The 19,105-nt window shown below is 61.8% G+C and carries 18 protein-coding genes; 13 read left to right on the plus strand and 5 right to left on the minus strand.

Annotated elements, in window-relative coordinates; all coding sequences use genetic code 11:
- Positions 1–142: 142 nt before the first annotated feature.
- The 3 genes from RHE_RS28025 to RHE_RS28035 all read left to right on the plus strand — a co-directional run bounded on the left by RHE_RS28025 (position 143) and on the right by RHE_RS28035 (position 2,961).
- Positions 143–1,156, plus strand: a complete 1,014-nt coding sequence (locus RHE_RS28025; RefSeq protein WP_011428614.1) for an ABC transporter substrate-binding protein — start codon at positions 143–145, stop codon at positions 1,154–1,156.
- 93 nt (positions 1,157–1,249) lie between these two features.
- Positions 1,250–2,068 carry an ABC transporter ATP-binding protein gene (locus RHE_RS28030; RefSeq protein ID WP_042119999.1) on the plus strand — a complete coding sequence of 273 codons (819 nt, stop codon included), beginning with the start codon at positions 1,250–1,252 and terminating at the stop codon, positions 2,066–2,068.
- Between the two features lie 11 nt (positions 2,069–2,079).
- Complete coding sequence (locus RHE_RS28035; protein ID WP_011428616.1) at positions 2,080–2,961, plus strand: ABC transporter permease; 882 nt, start codon at positions 2,080–2,082, stop codon at positions 2,959–2,961.
- A 225-nt stretch (positions 2,962–3,186) separates the two neighbouring features.
- Here the strand turns inward: RHE_RS28035 and RHE_RS28040 are convergent, their stop codons facing one another.
- On the minus strand, positions 3,187–4,587 hold the full coding sequence (locus RHE_RS28040; protein WP_042120000.1) for a sensor histidine kinase: 1,401 nt from the start codon (positions 4,585–4,587) through the stop codon (positions 3,187–3,189).
- On the minus strand, positions 4,577–5,245 hold the full coding sequence (locus RHE_RS28045) for a response regulator (RefSeq protein WP_011428618.1): 669 nt from the start codon (positions 5,243–5,245) through the stop codon (positions 4,577–4,579). Before RHE_RS28045 ends, RHE_RS28040 begins: the two co-directional genes overlap by 11 nt.
- 205 nt (positions 5,246–5,450) lie before the next feature.
- On the opposite strand from RHE_RS28045, the gene RHE_RS28050 reads away from it, so the two are divergent.
- Together RHE_RS28050 and RHE_RS28055 are read left to right on the plus strand one after the other, a co-directional pair.
- Positions 5,451–6,017: an isochorismatase family protein gene (locus tag RHE_RS28050; protein ID WP_011428619.1), complete on the plus strand. Its 567-nt coding sequence runs from the start codon at positions 5,451–5,453 to the stop codon at positions 6,015–6,017.
- On the plus strand, positions 6,014–7,024 hold the full coding sequence (locus RHE_RS28055) for a GlxA family transcriptional regulator (protein ID WP_011428620.1): 1,011 nt from the start codon (positions 6,014–6,016) through the stop codon (positions 7,022–7,024). Before RHE_RS28050 ends, RHE_RS28055 begins: the two co-directional genes overlap by 4 nt.
- On the opposite strand, the gene RHE_RS28060 is transcribed toward RHE_RS28055, so the two are convergent.
- Both RHE_RS28060 and RHE_RS28065 read right to left on the minus strand, forming a co-directional pair.
- Positions 7,019–7,867, minus strand: a complete 849-nt coding sequence (locus RHE_RS28060) for a carbohydrate-binding protein (protein WP_011428621.1) — start codon at positions 7,865–7,867, stop codon at positions 7,019–7,021. The two genes, RHE_RS28055 and RHE_RS28060, sit on opposite strands and share 6 nt — an antisense overlap.
- A gap of 34 nt (positions 7,868–7,901) precedes the next feature.
- Positions 7,902–9,695, minus strand: coding sequence for a heparinase II/III domain-containing protein (locus RHE_RS28065; protein WP_011428622.1), 1,794 nt, complete (start codon positions 9,693–9,695; stop codon positions 7,902–7,904).
- Between the two features lie 247 nt (positions 9,696–9,942).
- On the opposite strand from RHE_RS28065, the gene RHE_RS28070 reads away from it, so the two are divergent.
- The 7 genes from RHE_RS28070 (at position 9,943) to RHE_RS28100 (ending at position 17,997) form a co-directional block, all read left to right on the plus strand.
- Positions 9,943–10,899 carry a carbohydrate ABC transporter permease gene (locus RHE_RS28070; RefSeq protein ID WP_042120001.1) on the plus strand — a complete coding sequence of 319 codons (957 nt, stop codon included), beginning with the start codon at positions 9,943–9,945 and terminating at the stop codon, positions 10,897–10,899.
- Positions 10,896–11,732 carry a carbohydrate ABC transporter permease gene (locus tag RHE_RS28075; protein ID WP_011428624.1) on the plus strand — a complete coding sequence of 279 codons (837 nt, stop codon included), beginning with the start codon at positions 10,896–10,898 and terminating at the stop codon, positions 11,730–11,732. The genes RHE_RS28070 and RHE_RS28075 overlap by 4 nt, the downstream gene beginning before the upstream one ends.
- A gap of 4 nt (positions 11,733–11,736) precedes the next feature.
- Entirely contained in the window at positions 11,737–12,909 is a 1,173-nt protein-coding gene (locus RHE_RS28080) for a glycoside hydrolase family 88 protein (RefSeq protein ID WP_011428625.1), read from the plus strand.
- Positions 12,910–12,924: 15 nt separating this feature from the next.
- Entirely contained in the window at positions 12,925–14,034 is a 1,110-nt protein-coding gene (locus RHE_RS28085) for an ABC transporter ATP-binding protein (protein WP_011428626.1), read from the plus strand.
- A 20-nt stretch (positions 14,035–14,054) separates the two neighbouring features.
- Complete coding sequence (locus tag RHE_RS28090) at positions 14,055–14,768, plus strand: YesL family protein (RefSeq protein ID WP_011428627.1); 714 nt, start codon at positions 14,055–14,057, stop codon at positions 14,766–14,768.
- Between the two features lie 28 nt (positions 14,769–14,796).
- Positions 14,797–16,071 carry an ABC transporter substrate-binding protein gene (locus RHE_RS28095; RefSeq protein ID WP_011428628.1) on the plus strand — a complete coding sequence of 425 codons (1,275 nt, stop codon included), beginning with the start codon at positions 14,797–14,799 and terminating at the stop codon, positions 16,069–16,071.
- A gap of 75 nt (positions 16,072–16,146) precedes the next feature.
- Complete coding sequence (locus RHE_RS28100) at positions 16,147–17,997, plus strand: DUF2264 domain-containing protein (RefSeq protein WP_011428629.1); 1,851 nt, start codon at positions 16,147–16,149, stop codon at positions 17,995–17,997.
- Between the two features lie 190 nt (positions 17,998–18,187).
- Here RHE_RS28100 and RHE_RS28105 read toward each other — a convergent pair whose 3' ends face one another.
- Positions 18,188–18,763, minus strand: coding sequence for a histidine phosphatase family protein (locus tag RHE_RS28105; protein ID WP_042120002.1), 576 nt, complete (start codon positions 18,761–18,763; stop codon positions 18,188–18,190).
- Between the two features lie 88 nt (positions 18,764–18,851).
- Here RHE_RS28105 and RHE_RS28110 point away from each other — a divergent pair, with 88 nt between their 5' ends.
- Positions 18,852–19,094: a type II toxin-antitoxin system Phd/YefM family antitoxin gene (locus tag RHE_RS28110; protein WP_020919605.1), complete on the plus strand. Its 243-nt coding sequence runs from the start codon at positions 18,852–18,854 to the stop codon at positions 19,092–19,094.
- The last annotated feature ends 11 nt before the right edge of the window (positions 19,095–19,105 follow it).

Below are 19,105 nucleotides of genomic sequence, written 5' to 3' on the forward strand. Positions count from 1 at the left end.
CGGTATGGACGGACGGTTTACCCGTCTGCGACTGAAAGCTAGTTGAAAGCTTCGGCGTCCTAGGAAAGGGCAGCATCGTGGAGGAGACACGGGTCAAGGTGGCGAGACGACGATGCGGGTAAACCACTAGGAGGAGTTTTCCATGCGTTCTTCACGCAGCCTTTTTCACACCGTCGCTATTTCCGCCCTCATGGCCACGGCATCGCTGACCACCAGCGCCGCCCATGCGGCCGACAAGATCACCATCATGGTCGGCGGCTATGAAAAACAGATCTATCTGCCCGCCAAGCTTGCCGAATCCCTCGGCTACTTCAAGGACGAGGGACTCGATGTCGAGCTTTTGAACGAAGCGGCCGGCGTCGATGCCGAAAACCAGCTGCTGGCTGGCGCCGTCCAGGGTGTTGTCGGCTTCTACGACCACTGTGTGGATCTCCAGGCCAAGGGCAAGTTCGTCGAATCCATCGTCCAGTTCAGCCAGGCGCCGGGCGAGGTCGAGATGGTGTCGAGCAAGCATCAGGAGATCAAGTCGCCGGCCGACTTCAAGGGCAAGAGCCTCGGCGTCACCGGTCTCGGCTCCTCGACCAATTTCCTGACCCTTTACATGGCCTCCAAGGCCGGCCTGAAGCCCGGCGATGTCGTCACCATTCCCGTCGGCGCCGGCGGCACTTTCATCGCGGCCATGCAGCAAGATCAGATCCAGGCCGGCATGACGACGGAGCCGACGATTTCGCGCATGATCAAGACAGGCGAAGCGAGCGTTCTCGTCGACATGCGCACTGTTGAAGCGACCCGTCAGGCGCTCGGTGGCACCTATCCGGCTGCCTCGCTCTACATGGAAACCTCCTGGGTAGATGAGCACAAGGAAGAAGCGCAGAAGCTCGCTAACGCCTTCGTCAAGACGCTGAAATACATCAACACCCATTCGGCCGCCGAAATCGCCGACAAGATGCCGAAGGATTTCTACGTCGGCGACAAGGACGGCTACATCAAGGCCCTCGAAGAGGGCAAGGGCATGTTCACGGCCGATGGCGTCATGCCGGAAGACGGTCCGAAGACCGTGCTTGCCGTGCTCTCGGAGTTCTCCAAGAACGTCAAGGGCAAGCAGATCGACCTTTCCAAGACCTACACGACGGAATTCGTCAAGAACGTCCAGTAAGTCAGCCGCGCCGCTCCCGGCTTCCAACCGGGAGCGGCCCCGTTCGATCATGGGCATTGCGTGCGCGCCCTCAAGCACGCCTCAGGTATCACCATGCAACAGGACAACAAACAGGTCCCGGCGATCGAGCTGATCAATGTCAGCCGCCGCTTCGTCTCGCCCACAGGCAAGTCGCTCACTGCGCTGCGGGATTTCAACATGACGGTCGCTCGCGGCGAGTTCGTCGCCGTCGTCGGCCCGACCGGATGCGGCAAGTCGACGACCCTCAATCTCGTGACGGGCCTCGCACGCCCCTCCGCCGGCGAAGTCCGCCTGATGGGCGGGCCGATCACCGGTATCGACCCGCGCGTCGGCTTTGCGTTCCAGACCGACGCGCTCTTTCCCTGGAAGAACGTCATCGACAACGTCATGGCCGGTCCGCTGTTCCGCGGCAAATCGCGCGCCGAGGCTGAGAAGATGGCCCGCGATTGGCTGGCGCGCGTCGGCCTGTCGAAGTTTCTGCATCACTATCCGCATCAGCTCTCCGGCGGTATGCGCAAGCGCGTCTCGCTGGCGCAGACCTTCATCAACGAACCTGAGATCCTGCTGATGGACGAGCCTTTCTCGGCGCTCGACGTGCAGACCCGGACCGTCATGCACGAGGAACTGCTCAAGCTCTGGGCGGAGCGCAAGGCGTCGGTGGTGTTCGTCACCCACGATCTCGAAGAGGCCGTGGCGCTCGCCGACAAGGTCTATGTGCTGACCGCCGGCCCGGCCACGGTCAAGTCGGTCTACACGATCGATCTTCCCCGGCCGCGCATCGTCTCGGAGATCCGCTACGAGCAGAGCTTCATCGATTACTGCAAGACGATCTGGGAAGACCTGCGCGAAGAGGTCGAGACCAGCTACCGCCGCGCAAGCGAAGCAGCCTGAGGGAGGATATCATGGCACACATCACGCTCGAGGCCGGTTCGACCGCTCTCTTTCGCCCGGGCACATCGGATGCCGAAATCGAAGCCTCAGCACTGAAGGCCATGCGCCGGCGCAACACGCTGGTGCGCTTCTGGCAGATCGCCATCCTGGTCTTCGTGATCGGCATGTGGGAGCTTGCCTCCAACATGCAGTGGATCGACCCGTTCTTCTACTCGAGCCCGAGCGGCGTTCTCGAGCGCCTTTACGAATGGGCGACAGAGGGCACGACCGAAGGATCGCTCTGGTATAATCTCTGGGTGACGATGGAGGAGGCGCTGATCGGCTTCTTCGCCGGCTCGATCACCGGCGTCTTCGTCGGCATCGGCCTCGGCCGCAACCGTTTCCTGTCGGATATCTTCTCCGTCTACATCAAGGCGATCAACTCGATCCCGCGCGTCGTCCTGGCCCCAATCTTCATCATGATCATGGGTCTCGGCCTGCCGTCCAAGGTGGCGCTCGCCTTCATCATGGTGTTCTTCGTCGTCTTCGCCAACGCCTTCCAGGGCGTGCGCGAAGCCGACCGCAACATGATCGCCAACGCCCGCATTCTCGGCGCTTCCGACTGGCAGGTGACGCGCACGGTGGTCATTCCCTCGGCGATGAGCTGGATCTTCGCGAGCCTCCACGTCTCCTTCGGCTTTGCGATCATCGGTGCAATCGTCGGCGAATTCGTCGGCGCCCGCTTCGGCATCGGTCAGTTGATCTCGATCGCCAAGGGCACGTTCGATGCGGCCGGCATGTTCGCGGCCATCCTCCTCGTCATGGTCGTCACGCTTTTTGCCGAATACATCATGACGCTGATCGAAAACCGCCTGGCGAAATGGCGGCCGCAGCAGCACCTCGATACGCAATAAATCCGCCTCCTCCCAAGGCAGATCGAAGCGAAGGCCGGGCGCCATGCCCGGCCTTTCGTTTGATGGCAAAAATCGTTCTTTGCCCCGCGTCATCCGGCACTTGCCCCTCATCTGGCTGCCGCACCTCCCCGCGGCGAAGGGACCATGCCGCACCCTCTCCCCGCCTTTTACGGGCAGCCTCACGGTCGGGAACCGGACAGAATGGGCAAGCCCAAGCATGACCATTCAGGCAAGCGGAACTCGAATGGTCACGACGAGCCCGCCGCCCTTCGCATCGCTCAGCGAAACCGAACCTCCAGCGCCTTCGACGACCTCACGGACAATCGCAAGCCCGAGACCGCTCCCTTCGCTTTCGGTTCCCATGATCCGATAGAACCGTTCAAAAACCTGCTCGCGCTCCCCTTCGGGAATGCCCGGCCCATTGTCCTCGACAGTGACGACCGCGTGGCCGTTCTCCTGCCCGACAGCAACGGTCACTCGCCCATCGGCTTTGCTATAGCGGATCGCATTGTCGATGAGATTAACCAGCATTTCGCGCAGCATTGTCCCGTCACCCTCGACGATGACGGAGCGGTCCGCCTCCAGACCGAGATCGATGTTGCGCTTGAGCGCCTCTTCGGCATAGGCCTCCAGGATCTCGCGGGCAGCCTTGCTGAGATCGGTCGCATCGCTGCGCGGGCGGCGGCTGCCGGGCTCGGCCCGCGACAAGGTGAGAAGCTGGCTGGCGAGGCGCGAAATCTGCCGGGTACTGGCGCGGAGCGCAGCAAGCGCCTCGTCGCGGCGGGCCGCATCATCTTCTCGGGACGCCACACTCGCCTGCGTCGAAATCAGCGCAAGCGGCGTCCTCAACTGATGCGCCGCGTTCGATACGAACCGCCGCTGTGCGGCCATTTGGTTCTGGACGCGCTCCATGTAATCGTTCAGCGCATGGACGAGCGGGCGCAATTCGCTCTGGACCATCTCCGGCGGCAACGGATCGAGACGATTGCGCCCGCGCCGGCGCACGGCGTCCCGCAGCCTCAAAGCCGGCGCAAGGCCGCGCTGCAGCCCGAGAATGGTCACCAAGCTTGCAAGGAAGACCAGCACGAACTGCTTCGAAAAATCCGAAAGCCATAATTGTTTTCGCATCGCATATTGGCTGATATGCGTCACGGCGACGGTCACGGAGATCGTGCCGTCGTTGGGAAGACCGACGACCGGATGATCGAGCATCAGGACGCGCACATCGGCGCCGCGGAAGGCGCGATCCTCGCCGGAGCGCTGGACGGCCGGCAGCGGCAGATCGGGAAAGCCACTCACCAGATTGCCCCAGGCGGTGATGACCTGGTAAAAGACGCGGTCGCCGAAGCCGGTATCAAACATCTCGAGCGCAGCCGGCGGCACATCCACCTGAACATTGCCGCCCTCGTCGACGCGCACCGCCTCGGCGATGACGCGGGCGGACGCGAGAAGCGTTCGATCCGTCACCAGCTTTGCCGTCGCGTCGGCTGACCAGAAACTGTCGTAGAGATTGAAGCCGATCGCGCCGAACAGCGTCAGCAGCACCAGGGAAAGCAACTGCACCCTGAGGCTCTGGCTGAGCCGACCCATGGCAGCGCCAGTTTTCCTGAAGACGCTACTGAACATGTCTGAGGAGATAACCGAGGCCGCGCAACGTCGCGATCTGCACGGAGCTGGCTTCGAGCTTCTTTCGAAGCCTATGGACATAGATTTCGATGGCGCTCGGATCCGCCTCATCGTCGAAACCGAAGACGCTTTCGGACAGGGCGGCTTTCGAAACCGTAGTGCCGAGCTTCATGACGAGCTGTTCGAGCACGGCATATTCCCGCGGCGTCAATTGCAGCGGCTCGCCCTCGACGAAGAACTGCCGCGTGCCGCCGGAAAAACGCAGGTTTCCGACGGTGATTTCCGACGAGGCCCGGTCCTGCCCGCGGCGCACCACCGCGCGTATCCTGGCTTCGAGTTCGGCGATTTCGAAGGGCTTGGCGAGGTAATCGTCGGCGCCGCTGTCGAGCCCGGCCACGCGGCCGTCGAGGCTCGCATTGGCGGTCAGGATGATGACCGGGAGCTTGTTGCCTGATTGTCTCAGCCGCTTCAGGAGCGTCAATCCGTCGAGCTTCGGCAGCGAAAGGTCGAGGATCATCGCCGAATATTCCGCCACCTTGAGCAGATGCTCCGCGTCTTCGCCGTCATAGGCAATGTCGATCGTATATTGCGCCTGCCGCAGGGCTTTGCCCAGCCAGGCCGCCAGTTCCTTGTTGTCCTCCACCACAAGCAGTCGCATCCAATCCCCTTAGCACGTGCGGAGGGGCTCGCGGAAGCAGGCGCATGGAAGGGCGGCAACATTCGATCGCGTCCACCGTTCGCGGCATCGGGCTGCCTTCCGCCTTAGTTGGCGCGAAGTGTCCGCTAATTGTCCGACGCGTGCATTTTCCTCTGGCCTGGGGTCGCCGAGTATGGCTTCATGATCAACATCCACGGAGCAAGAAATGTCCGGCCATGAAACCATACTTCTCGTCATCGACGCTCAGGAGTCCTTCCGGCAGCGCGATCATTGGGATGAAAGCCTCGCATCCGCCTATATCGATCGCCAGCAGGCTCTGATCGATGGCGCGGCGGCAAGCGGGATACCCGTCGTTCAGATCTTCCATGTCGATGGCAGCGGGCCGTTTTCGGAAAGCTCGGGCTTCGTCAGGACGCTCGCTCCGCTGAGGATCGCCCCCGACGTGACCTTCAAAAAGAGCCGTCACAGCGCGCTCGTCGGCTCCGGTCTCGACGTCTGGCTGACCGAGAACGGCGTCCGTCGCATCATCGTCTCGGGCATCCGCACCGAACAGTGCTGCGAGACCACGACCCGCCACGCATCGGATCTCGGCTATCAGGTCGATTATGTCGGCGAAGCGACGCTGACTTTCCCGATGACCGACGCGGCGGGACGCACCTGGAGCGCCGGGGAAATACGCGGCCGCACGGAACTGGTCCTGTCGGGCCGTTTCGCCAGGATCTCAACCGTCGAACAGGCGCTGGCGGGGCGCGCTGAGCAACTCGCCGCATGACGGAAGTCGCGCAGCCCTTCGAGATTCCCGTTTTCGTCGTCGTGCCGCCGCGCGTGCTGCTGCTCGACGTCGCCGGTCCGATCGAAGTGCTGCGCAAGGCCAATCTCGAACAGCAGGCGGTGCGCTTCAGCGTCACCTATATCGGCCCGTCGGCAACGGTCGGCAGCTCGATCGGCCTTTCCGTCACCGGCGTCGCCGCCCTGCCGGAGCGCTTGCCCGATCGGGCGCTCGTCGTCATCGCCGGCAGCGCCGACGCGCCGATGGAGAACAACCGTCCTTGGGACGGGCAGGAGCGCGCCGCGCAGGCCGGCATCGTCGCATGGCTGAAGCGCGCCATTCGTCCGGGAGTTCGATTGGTCTCGATCTGCTCCGGCGCCCTGCTCGCCGCCGAGGCCGGAATGCTCGATGGCCGCGAATGCACCACCCATCACGGCTGCATGGAAGACCTGGCCAGACTCGCGCCCACCGCGCGCATCCGGGACAACCGCCTCTATGTTGAGGATGGAGAGCGCCTGACGAGCGCCGGCATCACCGCCGGCATTGATCTCATGCTGTATATCGTCGCCGAAGCGACGGGACATGCCTGCGCGCTTGCGGTGGCGCGGTATCTCGTCGTCTATCTCAGGCGCGCCGGCTCGGACCCGCAGCTTTCGCCCTGGCTCGAAGGCCGTAACCATATCCATCCGGTCATTCATCGTGCACAGGATGCCGTCGCCGCCGATCCCACTCGCGACTGGTCGGTCGCCTCGCTTGCGCACCTCAGCGGTGCCAGTCCGCGGAACCTCTCGCGGCTGTTCAACGAGCAGACCGGCATGAGCGTCACGGATTTCGTCAACCGCATGCGCGTGGCGCTTGCCCGGGAGATGCTCGCCGGTTCAAGGCTGGATATGGAGGCTGTGGCGATGCGCTCAGGCTTCGGCTCGGCCCGGCAGCTGCGCCGAGCGTGGAACCGTCTGCACGACAGCCCGCCGAGCGCAGCACGGCCGAGGCCGGCCTTGGGTTCATAGAGGAACAGAAAGAGCGGCGTGACCGGCCTGATCTTCGGCAGCGACGGCTGCGGCGCCCAACGCCTCTGCTCCCCAGATTTCGATCTGCGTCAGCGCCGGAAAAGGCGAACCGTCCTCGGCCTTAACCAATCCGTGCAGCTCCACCCATTCGACGATGTAGGGCTCGATGGAAAAACATTGCGCGACGCCGGTTTTTGTCAACGAAAAGGAGCGGGTCTTGCCGTTGGAGAAGGTGACGCTCGCCTGCTCCCACCAGGAATCATGCGGGAAATCAGCCCTGAGGTAGAAGACGATCTCATCAATCCGGACGGGCCTGCCGAACTCCACCGTCAGCGTCGCTTCGGGGTCGCGATTGATGCCCCAACTCGTATAGGGCCAGAATCCATGATTGTCGTTGGCCTTTTCGCCGTCGATCGCATTGCGCGCCGCAAAGACCGCTTCGCCGCGGGTCTCGACATTGGCCCGCGCATGCGGGAAGAGCGCCCGATTGGCGTGGTCGTCCCAGGGGTTCAAAGCGAGATTGCGCCGCTGCGCGAGTTCGTCGGGCCGCGCCTTTCTCGCTGAAAGCCGGTGGATGTCCCCCTTGAAGGCATTCGGCGAATAGGACTTGCGCTTATCGCCGAAAGGCACAGCGAGCGAGTAAGTACTTTCCTTGATGTAGACAAAACCGGGATGGATCGCGCTGTCTAAGGCGAGGAAGAGATGCCCGGGTTCGGAGGCTTCGACGACGACGCAGTCGCCCTCACGATAATCCTGGCGATAGACGAGAAAGGTCTCGTCCCGCCCAGTGGCGCTTGCCTGCACGAACCCGTCGGCATCCACGATCTTCAGCGTCAATTCCATGCTCGACCTCCGGAGGATATCATGCTCTAACTCGCTAATTAACTTGCAATTTCAGGCGCTTGTCCGCGAACGGCACACGCAGCCGGTAGAGCCTCTCGGGCCAGGCCGATCTCAGCCTGATGTCATTGACCTCGATCTCATCGACTTCGATTTCGCCGGCGCCCTCGACAAAAATGCTGCCGAGATCGGCGAGATCTATTCTGTCGGAGACGACGGTCGGCGCGAGGCACGTCATCAGCGCCAGGACCGCCGGCCGGTCGCCGTCATGGGTATCGACGATCTCGACATGGCGCCCCCGCAGCAGGGAGACCGTGCGGCGATAGCTGCGCAGTTGCGCTTCCTCGGGATAGGCGCCTGATATTTCGAGGGTTATGCGCGCGCACTCCTCGGCGAATTCGACCTCTACATTCCTTGCGCCGAAGGCTTCCCCGGCGACCTGCATGACGCCGGAGAAAGTCGGCAGGTTGTGATAGGCCGACTGCATTGTCCAGATCTCGTAGCGCCGCGGCGAGAAGGTCTTGGCGGCATAGGTCTCGACGCCGACGTCGATCAGGAACGGGCGTCCGTTCTTGTAGAGCGTCACGCTGCCGACATCGTTGTGATTGTGGCCCTCGCCATTGCTGCCGCCCTTGACCGCGAGCGAAAATTGCTCGTCGCGGGCGACGAAGAGGCCGATGCCGGGATAAAAGATATCCCGCTTGGGCGCCGGATCCGGTTTGACCCTGGGGATCGCCGATCCCTCTAATAGTTCCTGCACGCGATACCAGAGGTTCCACTCCTCCGGCAGGTGCGGGCTCTCGGCTGCCGCCCGGTCGGCTGCGGCAAAGGCCGATAGCATCTCGGAGCCGACCGCCTTTCCGAACAGATATTCGCGCGCGCTGCAGGGCTCGACCACAGCAGAGGAGTCCGCGAAGTTGAAATAATAGCGGTCGGCCACATGCATGTTGGCGATATATTCGGCCATGTTCCTGATTTTCGACTGCCGCCACACCTTGTCGAACAAGCCCGGCGCTACGCTGTCGAGCACGGTCAGCGCGCCATGCAGGCAGAGTGCGGCGTGGCGGTAATAGACCACGCCTTCCTCGCAGGCGCCGTCCTCGGCATAATCCTTCAGAAAGGCATCGAGGCTGCCGAGCGCCTTTTCAGTGACGGCGCGGCGCGTCGGCTGATCGGTCTTCAGTGAGAAGGTGGTCAGCAGGACGTTCTGGGTGATCCAGGCGGTCCAGTTGTTCATCCGCTCGTCGCCGTCGCCCATCCACCAGAAATGCCGGCCGAGATAGGGCGTCAGGATACGGACCTCGATCTCGCGCTTCACACGCGCCGCAATCTCCGGGCTGATGCCGTCGAGCGCATCGCCGAGCAAGGCGACGATCGTGGCCAGAAGGGCAGCCGTTTCGGCAGCGAAGAGATCGACGACCGGCTGCGAACTGTCGGGAAGCGGCAGACGCGGGCCGCCGCGCCCATAGGCATTATGCGCCGGAAGCTGCCAGCCGCTCTCCTCGGCAATCAGGAAGATGCCGTCGACGATCCCCGGCAGGAACCGGCCGCTTCCTTCGACAAGTTCTCCTAGCACCAGATCGTTAAGCATCCGCCGCCGCGTGAAATAAAGCACCTCGAAACGCGAGCGATTGCCGGTTGCCGTATATTCCCGGTAATCCGCGGCCGTGATCAGAGGCCATGTTCGCGCCAGCGTGGCTTCGGCGTCGCGCACGACCACGTCCCGCACCGCCTGCGGCACCCCGTTCCATCTCTCGCGGTCGGAGTAGACGGCTCCCGGCGTGAAATCGCCGAAGACGTCCGGCAACGCGCCCGAAATCTCCCTGAACATATCCCTCCCCGCAGCGGAAAAGCATCGACCGGCCTCTGGCCTTCATCCTCACCTATCATATGTTTTCGGCGTTCGCCATAAAATTTGTATGATCTATTCAGAACTTGTTTGACCAATACCGGAGATGTGCTATGTCCTTGGCAGGAGGAAGAACAGGCGGCGTCCATCCGCCCGAACGGCTCTGGACTTTAGGTTAGAGAAGCCCAGACGTCGCCAGCTGCAGAGTGCCGACCAGGAGGAAGCATCGGTGTCCATATCGAATTCGGTCATAGTGACGGATGGCGCCCCGGCAGAGCCACGCCGGAAGGTCGCGGTTCTGTCCAAGCGCCAGCGCAAGATTCGCAGCGCGTTGGTCGCCTATTCCTTCATCGCGCCGAATTTCCTCGGCTTCGCCGTCTTCACGCTCGGCCCGATCCTCTTCGCCTTCGCGCTCGCCTTCATGCACTGGGACGGCTCGAATGCGATCACATTCGCGGGGTTCGACAATTTCTGGCGACTGTTCAACGACAAGGCCTTCATCGCGGCCTTCTGGAACACGATCATCTATACGGTCGCCTCGGTGCCAGCGACGCTGCTCTGCGCGCTCGGCCTTGCCGTCCTTCTCAACCAGAAGATCGCCGGGCGGAATTTCTTCCGCACGGCGATGTTCTTTCCCTATGTCGCTTCGCTGGTCGCGGTCGCCGTCGTCTGGAACATGATCTTCAATCCCGAGATGGGACCGGTGAACATGATCCTCTACACGCTCGGCCTCGACCCGAAGAACATGCCGGGATGGGCGGCCGACCGCCACTGGGCGATGGTGACGGTGATCCTCTTCGGCATCTGGAAGAACATGGGCTATTACATGGTCATCTATTTGGCCGGCCTGCAGGGGATCAATGCCGAACTCTATGAGGCTGCTGATCTCGACGGGGCCAACTCCTGGCAGAAGTTCATCCATGTCACCGTGCCGCAGCTCGGACCGACCACCTTCTTCGTCACGGTCATGCTGACGATCCAGTCCTTCAAGGTGTTCGATCAGATCTTCATGATCACCCAGGGCGGCCCCGGCACATCGACGCTCGTCCTCGTCTACCACATCTATAACGAGGCCTTCATTTCCTGGGATCTCGGCTATTCCAGCATGATTTCGCTGGTACTGTTTTTCCTGGTGCTCGCGGTCACGATCTTCCAGTTCCGCCGCCAGAGGGAGGACGAGGCATGAGGATCGCCGGGCGCAAGATCACCGTCAAAACGGTCCTCCTCTATGCCATCGTCATCACGGTGACGATTGTCATGCTGATGCCCTTCGCCTGGATGCTCTCGGCATCGCTGAAGCTCAGCCGCGACGTCTTCGCCTTCCCGATCGAGTGGATACCGTCACAGCCGCAATGGCAGAACTACGTGGATATCTGGACGAAGATCCCGCTTGCGCTCTTCATCTACAACACCTCGAAGCTGACGATCATCGTCACGCTGCTGCAGCTTCTGACTTCAAGCTTTGCGGCCTACGCCTTCGCCAAGCTGAACTTCCCCTACAAGAACACGCTGTTCCTCGGCTATATCGCCACCATCGCCATGCCCTGGCAGGTCTATATGGTGCCGCAGTTCCTGCTGATGCGCGAATTCGGCCTCAACAACACGCATCTGGCGCTGATCTGCCTGCAGGCCTTCACCGCCTTCGGCGTCTTCCTGATGCGGCAGTTCTACATGTCGATCCCAACCGAGCTTTGCGAAGCTGCCCGCATCGACGGCATGAACGAGTACCAGATCTGGGCGCGCATCATGCTGCCGCTGTCTAAGCCCGCCCTCTCGACGCTGACGATCTTCACCTTCGTCAGCACCTGGAACGATTTCCTCGGGCCGATGATCTATCTCACCAAGACCGAGCTGAAGACCGTCCAGATCGGCCTGCGCATGTTCATCTCGCAATATTCGGCCGAATACGGGCTGATCATGGCGGCCTCCGTCGTCGCCCTCGTGCCCGTTCTCATCGTCTTCCTCTCTCTGCAGCGCTTCTTTGTCGAGGGCATCGCCTCAACGGGATTGAAGGGTTAAAGCCATGAATGCCGTTTCAACAGTCGCCCCGCAGCCGATCACCGATAAGCAAGTGAATGCCGCGCTCGACCTTGCCGTCGAGCAGGTCAGGCGCAACCTTCCTCAGTTCACTTATGCCGCGCAGAACCATTCGAGCGTCAACAACTTTTATCCCGCCGTCGCCAACGACCAATGGACGGCGGGCTTCTGGCCGGGCGAGCTGTGGCTCGCCTTCGAGCATAGCGGCGATCCGGTGTTCCGGCATGCCGCGCAGATCCAGGTCCAGTCCTTCCTGCATCGGATCGTCAACCGCATCGAGACCGATCATCACGACATGGGCTTTCTCTATTCGCCCTCCTGCATCGCCGCCTGGAAGCTCGTCGGCGACGAGGACGGCCGCAAGGCGGCGATCCTGGCCGCCGACCAACTGATCGAGCGCTTCCAGCCGATCGGCCAGTTCATCCAAGCCTGGGGCCGCAAGGGCAGACCGGAGGAATACCGCTACATCATCGACTGCCTGCTGAACCTGCCGCTTCTCTACTGGGCCAGCAGCGAGACGGGCGACCCGAAATACCGCGAGATCGCGCTCACGCACGCTCGCACGACGCTCGCCCATTCGGTGCGGCCGGACGATTCCACCTATCACACCTTCTATATGGACCCGGTCACCGGCGCGCCTGTGCGCGGCGCCACCAAACAGGGCTACCGGGACGACAGTTTCTGGGCGCGCGGACAGGCCTGGGCCATCGCGGGCATGGCGATTTCCTATCGCTACGAGCGGATCGAGGAATATCGCCAGACCTTCGACCGGCTGCTCGCCTTCTACCTCAACCGGCTGCCGGCCGACATGGTGCCCTATTGGGATCTCGTCTTTTCGGACGGCGACGGCGAGCCGCGCGACAGTTCCTCGGCTTCGATCACCGCCTGCGGCCTGCTCGAGATGGCCGATCTCGTCGAGGCCGAAGCCGCCGAACGCTACCGTGTGCTGGCGCGGCGCATGGTGAAGAGCCTTGCCGACCACTATGCGGTCAAGGACCCCGCGGTTTCAAACGGCCTGGTGCTGCACGCCACCTATTCGAAGAAATCGCCCTTCAACACCTGCCGCGGTGAGGGCGTCGATGAATGCGTCTCCTGGGGAGATTATTATTACATGGAAGCTTTGACGCGCCTTTCGCGCCGCTGGTCTTCCTATTGGTGAGGTCAGGAGAACCCGATGGCCAGCATTTCGCTTAAAGAGCTGAACAAATCCTACGGCGCGCTTACCGTCGTCCACGATATCGATCTGGAAATTGCCGATAAGGAATTCATCATCCTGGTCGGCCCCTCCGGCTGCGGCAAATCCACCACGCTCAGGATGATCGCCGGCCTCGAGGAAATCTCGGGCGGCGAACTCCGGATCGGCGGCGACGTCATGAATGATGTCCCTTCCAAGGACCGCGACATCGCCATGGTCTTCCAGAATTATGCGCTCTACCCGCATATGACCGTCTACAAGAACATGGCCTTCGGCCTGCAGCTGCGCAAAGTGTCGCGCGATTTCATCGATAAGCAGGTGCAGGACGCCGCCAAGATCCTCGACATCACCCATCTCCTGAACCGCAAGCCGAAAGCGCTTTCGGGCGGGCAGCGCCAGCGCGTCGCACTCGGCCGCGCCATGGTGCGCAATCCTGCCGTCTTCCTTCTCGACGAGCCGCTTTCCAATCTCGACGCCAAGCTGCGCGGCACGATGCGCTCGGAAATCACCAAGCTGCACAAGCGCCTCAACGCCACCTTCATCTACGTCACCCACGACCAGGTGGAAGCCATGACGATGGCCGACCGGATCGTCGTCATGAAGGACGGCCACATCCAGCAGGTCGACACGCCGCAGAACCTCTACGACCGCCCCGTCAACATGTTCGTCGCCGGCTTCATCGGTGCGCCGCAGATGAACATGCTGCCCTCGACCATTCAGCGCCGGGGTGACGGCTACGTCGCCATCTTCGACGGCCGGGAGCTGCCGCTGCCCGTTCATTTCGACAAGAGCAGGATCGCGCCCTATGAGGGCCGCGAGCTGGTGCTCGGCATCCGCCCGGAGAATTTCCATGAACTGCCGCCGGCCGACATCCCGGCCGAAAATCTCGCGCCCGTGAAGGCAGTGGTCGAGCTTGCCGAGCCGATGGGCTCGGAGGTGCACCTGAACATGGTGGCCGGCGGCCGCAATCTCATCGCCCGAGTGTCGCCGCGCTTCCGGCCCGATATCGGCGAGGAGGCGAGCCTCGTCGCCGATATGAGCAATGCGCAGCTGTTCGACAAGGAAACGGAACGCTCGATTCTTTACTGAGGCGCCTGCGGGAGACGGCCATGCAGTGGTTGCGGGACATGTGGACGAAGGAGGGGCCGGGCATTCCAAAGGATGCGCCTGCAAAGACCGGCTTTGCCCTGTTCGCCGACATCCTCGCTCGCGAATGGTGGGAGATGGTCAAGCTCAACATCCTGTTCATCCTGGCCTCGCTCTTCGTAGTGACGCTGCCGGCGGCACTCGCCGCCATGGCCCGCGTCTCGGTGGCCTTCGTCGAAGATCGAAATACCTATCTGCTGCGTGACTTCACCGAAGCCTTCCTGCGCTACTTCTGGCGCGCCACCGCCTGGGGCCTGGCCTTGGCAAGCGCGCTTGCGATCGGCGTCCATGCGACTGCCACCTATGCAGCCGGCGCGCGCGGCAATCTGATGCTCGCCGCACCGCTCGCGATCGCGCTCGTCGCGACCGCTTTCCTCGCGGTCACCGCCTGCCATCTCATCGTTCTTATGGTGATGCGCGACCTGCCGGCGCTGCGGCTCCTTCGCCTCGCAGCGCTCGCCTCCGTCGCCTGCCCGCTGCCGGCACTTGCAGCGCTTGGCTTCAACGCAGCGCTGTGGTTGGCGCATATCCTCTTCTATCCGGTCTCCGTGTTCATGCCGGCGACCTTCAATTTCTCGCTCGGAATGTTCGCTGTCGCATTCGCCGTACATCGCGCGGCGGAGATGGTTCTGGACTTACCGACGCACTGCAAATCGCATGCAAGAGACGCTTCATAAATAACTAATCCAGGGAAGGAGAACAGGAATGTATTTGGATAATTTCGGGAGGAGGGTGAAACTTGCCGTGGCAAGTTTCACTCTGGCCGCGACGACGGCAGGCGCAGCACTTGCTCAGGAGGCCGTGACGCTGAAATGGGCTTTGTGGGACTGGGACAAGACAGCCTATTACAAGCCGCTGATCGAGGCCTATCAGGCCAAGCATCCGAACGTGAAGTTCGAGCCGATGGATCTCGGCTCGCAGGATTATCAGCAGATGATCTCGACGCAGCTGACCGGCGGCTCGAAGGATATCGACATCGTCACGATCAAGGACGTACCGGGCTATACCAATCTCGTGCGCGCCGGCAATATTGCCGATCTCAGCGGCTTCGTGAAGGATCAGAAGATCGATCCGGCACCCTATGGCGGCCTGATCGAGGAGCTGACCATCGACGGCAAGATCTATTCGCTGCCGTTCCGCTCCGACTTCTGGATCGTCTATTACAACAAGGACATTTTCGACAAGGCGGGCGTGCCCTATCCCACCAATGACATGACCTGGGCGCAGTTCGACGAGACCGCCGAGAAGCTTGCCGGCGGCATGGGCACCAACAAGACCTATGGCGCGCTGCTGCATACCTGGCGCTCCACCGTCCAGCTGCCCGGCATCCTCGACGGAAAACATACGCTCGTCGATGGCGACTACGCTTTCCTGAAGCCCTGGTACGAGCGCGCGCTCACCCTGCAGAAGGATGGCGCCATCCCCTCCTATGCCTTCCTGAAGACATCGAACACGCATTATTCGGCGCTCTTCTTCAACGGCACGATCGGCATGCTGCCGATGGGCACATGGTTCGTCGGCACCCAGATCGCCAAAGTCAAATCGGGTGAATCGAAGAGCAAGAACTGGGGCATCGTGAAGTTCCCGCATCCCGATGGCGTGCCGGCCGGCACCACGGCCGCGCAGATCTCCGGTCTGGCGGTGAACTCCAATTCCCAGCACAAGGATGCCGCGCTTGATTTCATCAAGTTCGTCGCCGGCCCCGAGGGCGCGGCCGTCGTCGCGGCGACCGGCACCTTCCCGGCGCTGAAGACCGCCGACGTCAGTGCCAAGATCGCATCGACGCCCGGCTTCCCGCAGGATGAGGCCAGCAAGGAAGCGCTGATACCGGCCAAAGCCTACCTGGAAATGGCCGTCAATCCGAACGCCGCCAAGATCGAGGTGGTGCTCAACCGCGCCCATGACGCGATCATGACCGACAACACCTCCGTCGATGACGGGCTGAAGGAAATGACCGAAGGCGTGAAGGCCATCAAGTAAGTCTCGCGAGATACCGGCGGCCGCGGACCAGCACATGGCCGCGGCCGACCTGTTTTAGAAAAATCAGAGCAGACAATGATCTACGATCCCAGCAGGGCCAACCCACTTTCCGGCAATCCCCTGAAGACGCGCGACGATCTGGCAAAAGCCGTCATCGACCTTTTCGAGCCGCTCCTGCCCTATTTTTCCGAAGGCGGCGCCCGCGTCCGCCTCGGCGCTGCCGGCGCGATCTTCGACCGGGCGGCGGCGGATCTCGAAGGTTATGCGCGGCCGCTCTGGGGCATCGTTCCCCTTGCTGCCGGCGGCGGCCACTTCCCGCATTGGAACCTCTATCGACGCGGACTGGCGAATGGGACCAATCCTGCGCATCCCGAATATTGCGGCGATTTGGCCGACCGTAATCAGCGGCTGGTCGAGCTCGCCGCCGTCGGTTTCGCCCTGGCGCTGGTGCCCGAACACATCTGGGAACCGTTGAGCGATGGCGAAAAAAGGACCGTCGCCGCCTATCTTCTTGCAGCGCGCGAACTGGAATTCATCGACAACAACTGGAAATTCTTCCGCGTCCTGATCGACCTCGGACTGGAGCGCGTCGGTGTCGCTTTCGACATGGCGAAAACCGCCGCCTATCTCGATGAATTGGAAGCTTTCGACATCGGCGAAGGCTGGTATCGTGACGGACCAGTCCGGCGGGTCGACCACTACATTCCCTTCGCCATGCATTTCTATGGCCTGATCTACACGGTACTGGCGCGCGGCGACGAGGCGCGAAAGAACCGGTTCCGCGATCGCGCCGAAATCTTCGCCCGGGATATCCGCCACTGGTTCGGCCCCGATGGCGCCGCCCTTGCCTTCGGCCGCAGCCAGACCTACCGCTTCGCGGCCGGCGGCTTCTGGGGGGCCCTTGCCTTTGCCGGCCTCGAAGCGCTGCCCTGGGCCGAGGTCAAGGGCTATTACATGCGCCATATCCGCTGGTGGTCGGCATTGCCGATCGCCGACCGCGACGGCGTTCTCGCGATCGGCTACGGCTATCCGAACCTGCTGATGAGCGAGAGCTACAACTCGCCCGGCTCACCCTATTGGGCGCTGAAATTCTTCCTGCCGCTCGCTCTTCCTCAGGACCATTCGTTCTGGACCGCCGAAGAGGCGCCGCAGCCGGATTTCCCCGAGCCGGTGGCACTGAAGCCGGCCGGCATGGTCGCCATGCACACGCCGGGAAATGTGGTCGTGTTTTCCTCCGGCCAGCAACACGACAAGATGCGCGGCGCAAACGAGAAATATTCGAAATTTGTCTATTCCACCCGCTACGCCTTCAACATCGAGGCCGACGACCGGAACTTTGCCGCCGCCAGCTTCGACGGCATGCTCGGCCTTTCCGACGATGGGGTCCACTTCCGCATGCGCGAAACCCTCGAAGAAGCGCTGATGGCGGGCGACCGGCTCTACTCGCGCTGGCGCCCCTGGCAGGACGTCAGCATCGAGACATGGCTCATTCCCGCAAAGCCCTGGCACATCCGCATTCACCGCATATCCACGCCGCGTGCGCTCAGCACCATAGAGGGTGGTTTTGCGATCGAACGCGCCGATTTCAATGCCGATCGATCCGAACAGGGCGAAGGCAGGGCCGTCTGGTACGGGCAGACCGATGTCAGCGGGATCGTCGACCTATCGCCGAACCTGAGGGCCGGCCACGCCATGAGCCCGATCCCAAACACCAACCTGATCCACGCCAAGACCTTGCTGCCACAGCTGCGCGGAGAAATCGGCCCTGGCACCACTGTGCTCGTGACGGCCGCGATGGCGCTGCCCAACTGGGCGGATTGGGCAGAGGCACTGGGAAATCCGCCGGCATGCCCGGATCTTGAGGAGGTGGAGCGAGATATCGGCGAGAACGGCGTTCGTGTGCCGGCCTTTGCTCTTCGGCCGTAGGTGCTTGAAGGGTAAGAGACAGGGATAGCAGAAGTCAGAGGACTTTCGGTCCGTCAGCGATGTGCTTGTCATTCAAAAGTCGGCATCTAGATGACTAAGACCCGGCTGCATCTGCGACGCCTCGATCGCCTCAAGCTCTTGATCGCTGAGTGCCGGCGTCAGCTCGACGCGACGATCTGGCCGAGGAGAATTATTCGATGTATTGGGCTTGGCCGTTCTGAAGCCGATAAAATCCGGTCTGCGGCACCGGTAGTTCTAGCATTTCTTCCCTTGATAATCCAAGATACATACCTCGTATCAGTCTCCCCGTCAGTCCATGAGATATGGCTATCGTGGTCGAGCGAAGCTGCGACAGCCACTCCTTTATGCGGGCGCAAGCTGCATCGAATGTTTCTCCATCCGGCGATCGAAAGAACCAGTTAAAAGCATCGGCGCCTTCGAGCATGCCCGGATATTCCATGTGGATTTCATAGTGGCTCATGCCATCCCAGGAGCCGATCGTCACTTCCATCAATCGCGGTTCGTCGCGGCTGCGCAAGGGCACATATCGCGCAATGCGCGCCGCTGTTTCCTTCGTGCGGCCCAACGGGCTGACATGAACATCGATTTGACCCGGATGCCGCTCAAGCTCGCGAGCAAGACGCCTACCCGCCTCATCCGCCTGCTGCTGCCCTCTTTCAGTAAGTGGGGAATCCTTCTGCCCCTGAAAGCGACCTGCCGCATTCCAGACGGTCTCGCCATGTCGAAGGAGAAAAATCGTCGTCAATTCTTTGAACCTTTGGGGGATGATGCGGTATCTGCTAACATAGCTCGCACTGGCTCGACGAGAGATGCAAACAAGGGGAGAAACCGTTATGGCGATCACAGTCAAAGTCGCTGAAGCGAAGGCTCGTCTATCTGAATTGCTGGCGAAGGTCGAAGCCGGCGAAGAGGTCATCATCTCTCGCGGCACCAAGCCGGTTGCTCGCCTTTCTCGAGTTCGCAGCAAGAACGATATCGACACGCTGATCGCCGAAATTAAGGCGCAGCGCATCCCTCGTCAGTCCACGACGCAAGCTGAATTGCGCGAATGGCGGGATGAAGGCCGCCGTTACTGACGATCTTTGTC

Source organism: Rhizobium etli CFN 42 (assembly GCF_000092045.1).
GTDB classification, from domain to species: Bacteria; Pseudomonadota; Alphaproteobacteria; order Rhizobiales; family Rhizobiaceae; genus Rhizobium; species Rhizobium etli.

Coding starts and splice junctions, on each gene's coding strand:
- RHE_RS28025 (WP_011428614.1), top strand. CDS start 143: ATGCGTTCTTCACGCAGCCTTTTTCACACCGTCGCTATTTCCGCCCTC.
- RHE_RS28030 (WP_042119999.1), top strand. CDS start 1,250: ATGCAACAGGACAACAAACAGGTCCCGGCGATCGAGCTGATCAATGTC.
- RHE_RS28035 (WP_011428616.1), top strand. CDS start 2,080: ATGGCACACATCACGCTCGAGGCCGGTTCGACCGCTCTCTTTCGCCCG.
- RHE_RS28040 (WP_042120000.1), bottom strand. CDS start 4,587: ATGTTCAGTAGCGTCTTCAGGAAAACTGGCGCTGCCATGGGTCGGCTC.
- RHE_RS28045 (WP_011428618.1), bottom strand. CDS start 5,245: ATGCGACTGCTTGTGGTGGAGGACAACAAGGAACTGGCGGCCTGGCTG.
- RHE_RS28050 (WP_011428619.1), top strand. CDS start 5,451: ATGTCCGGCCATGAAACCATACTTCTCGTCATCGACGCTCAGGAGTCC.
- RHE_RS28055 (WP_011428620.1), top strand. CDS start 6,014: ATGACGGAAGTCGCGCAGCCCTTCGAGATTCCCGTTTTCGTCGTCGTG.
- RHE_RS28060 (WP_011428621.1), bottom strand. CDS start 7,867: ATGGAATTGACGCTGAAGATCGTGGATGCCGACGGGTTCGTGCAGGCA.
- RHE_RS28065 (WP_011428622.1), bottom strand. CDS start 9,695: ATGTTCAGGGAGATTTCGGGCGCGTTGCCGGACGTCTTCGGCGATTTC.
- RHE_RS28075 (WP_011428624.1), top strand. CDS start 10,896: ATGAGGATCGCCGGGCGCAAGATCACCGTCAAAACGGTCCTCCTCTAT.
- RHE_RS28080 (WP_011428625.1), top strand. CDS start 11,737: ATGAATGCCGTTTCAACAGTCGCCCCGCAGCCGATCACCGATAAGCAA.
- RHE_RS28085 (WP_011428626.1), top strand. CDS start 12,925: ATGGCCAGCATTTCGCTTAAAGAGCTGAACAAATCCTACGGCGCGCTT.
- RHE_RS28090 (WP_011428627.1), top strand. CDS start 14,055: ATGCAGTGGTTGCGGGACATGTGGACGAAGGAGGGGCCGGGCATTCCA.
- RHE_RS28095 (WP_011428628.1), top strand. CDS start 14,797: ATGTATTTGGATAATTTCGGGAGGAGGGTGAAACTTGCCGTGGCAAGT.
- RHE_RS28100 (WP_011428629.1), top strand. CDS start 16,147: ATGATCTACGATCCCAGCAGGGCCAACCCACTTTCCGGCAATCCCCTG.
- RHE_RS28110 (WP_020919605.1), top strand. CDS start 18,852: ATGGCGATCACAGTCAAAGTCGCTGAAGCGAAGGCTCGTCTATCTGAA.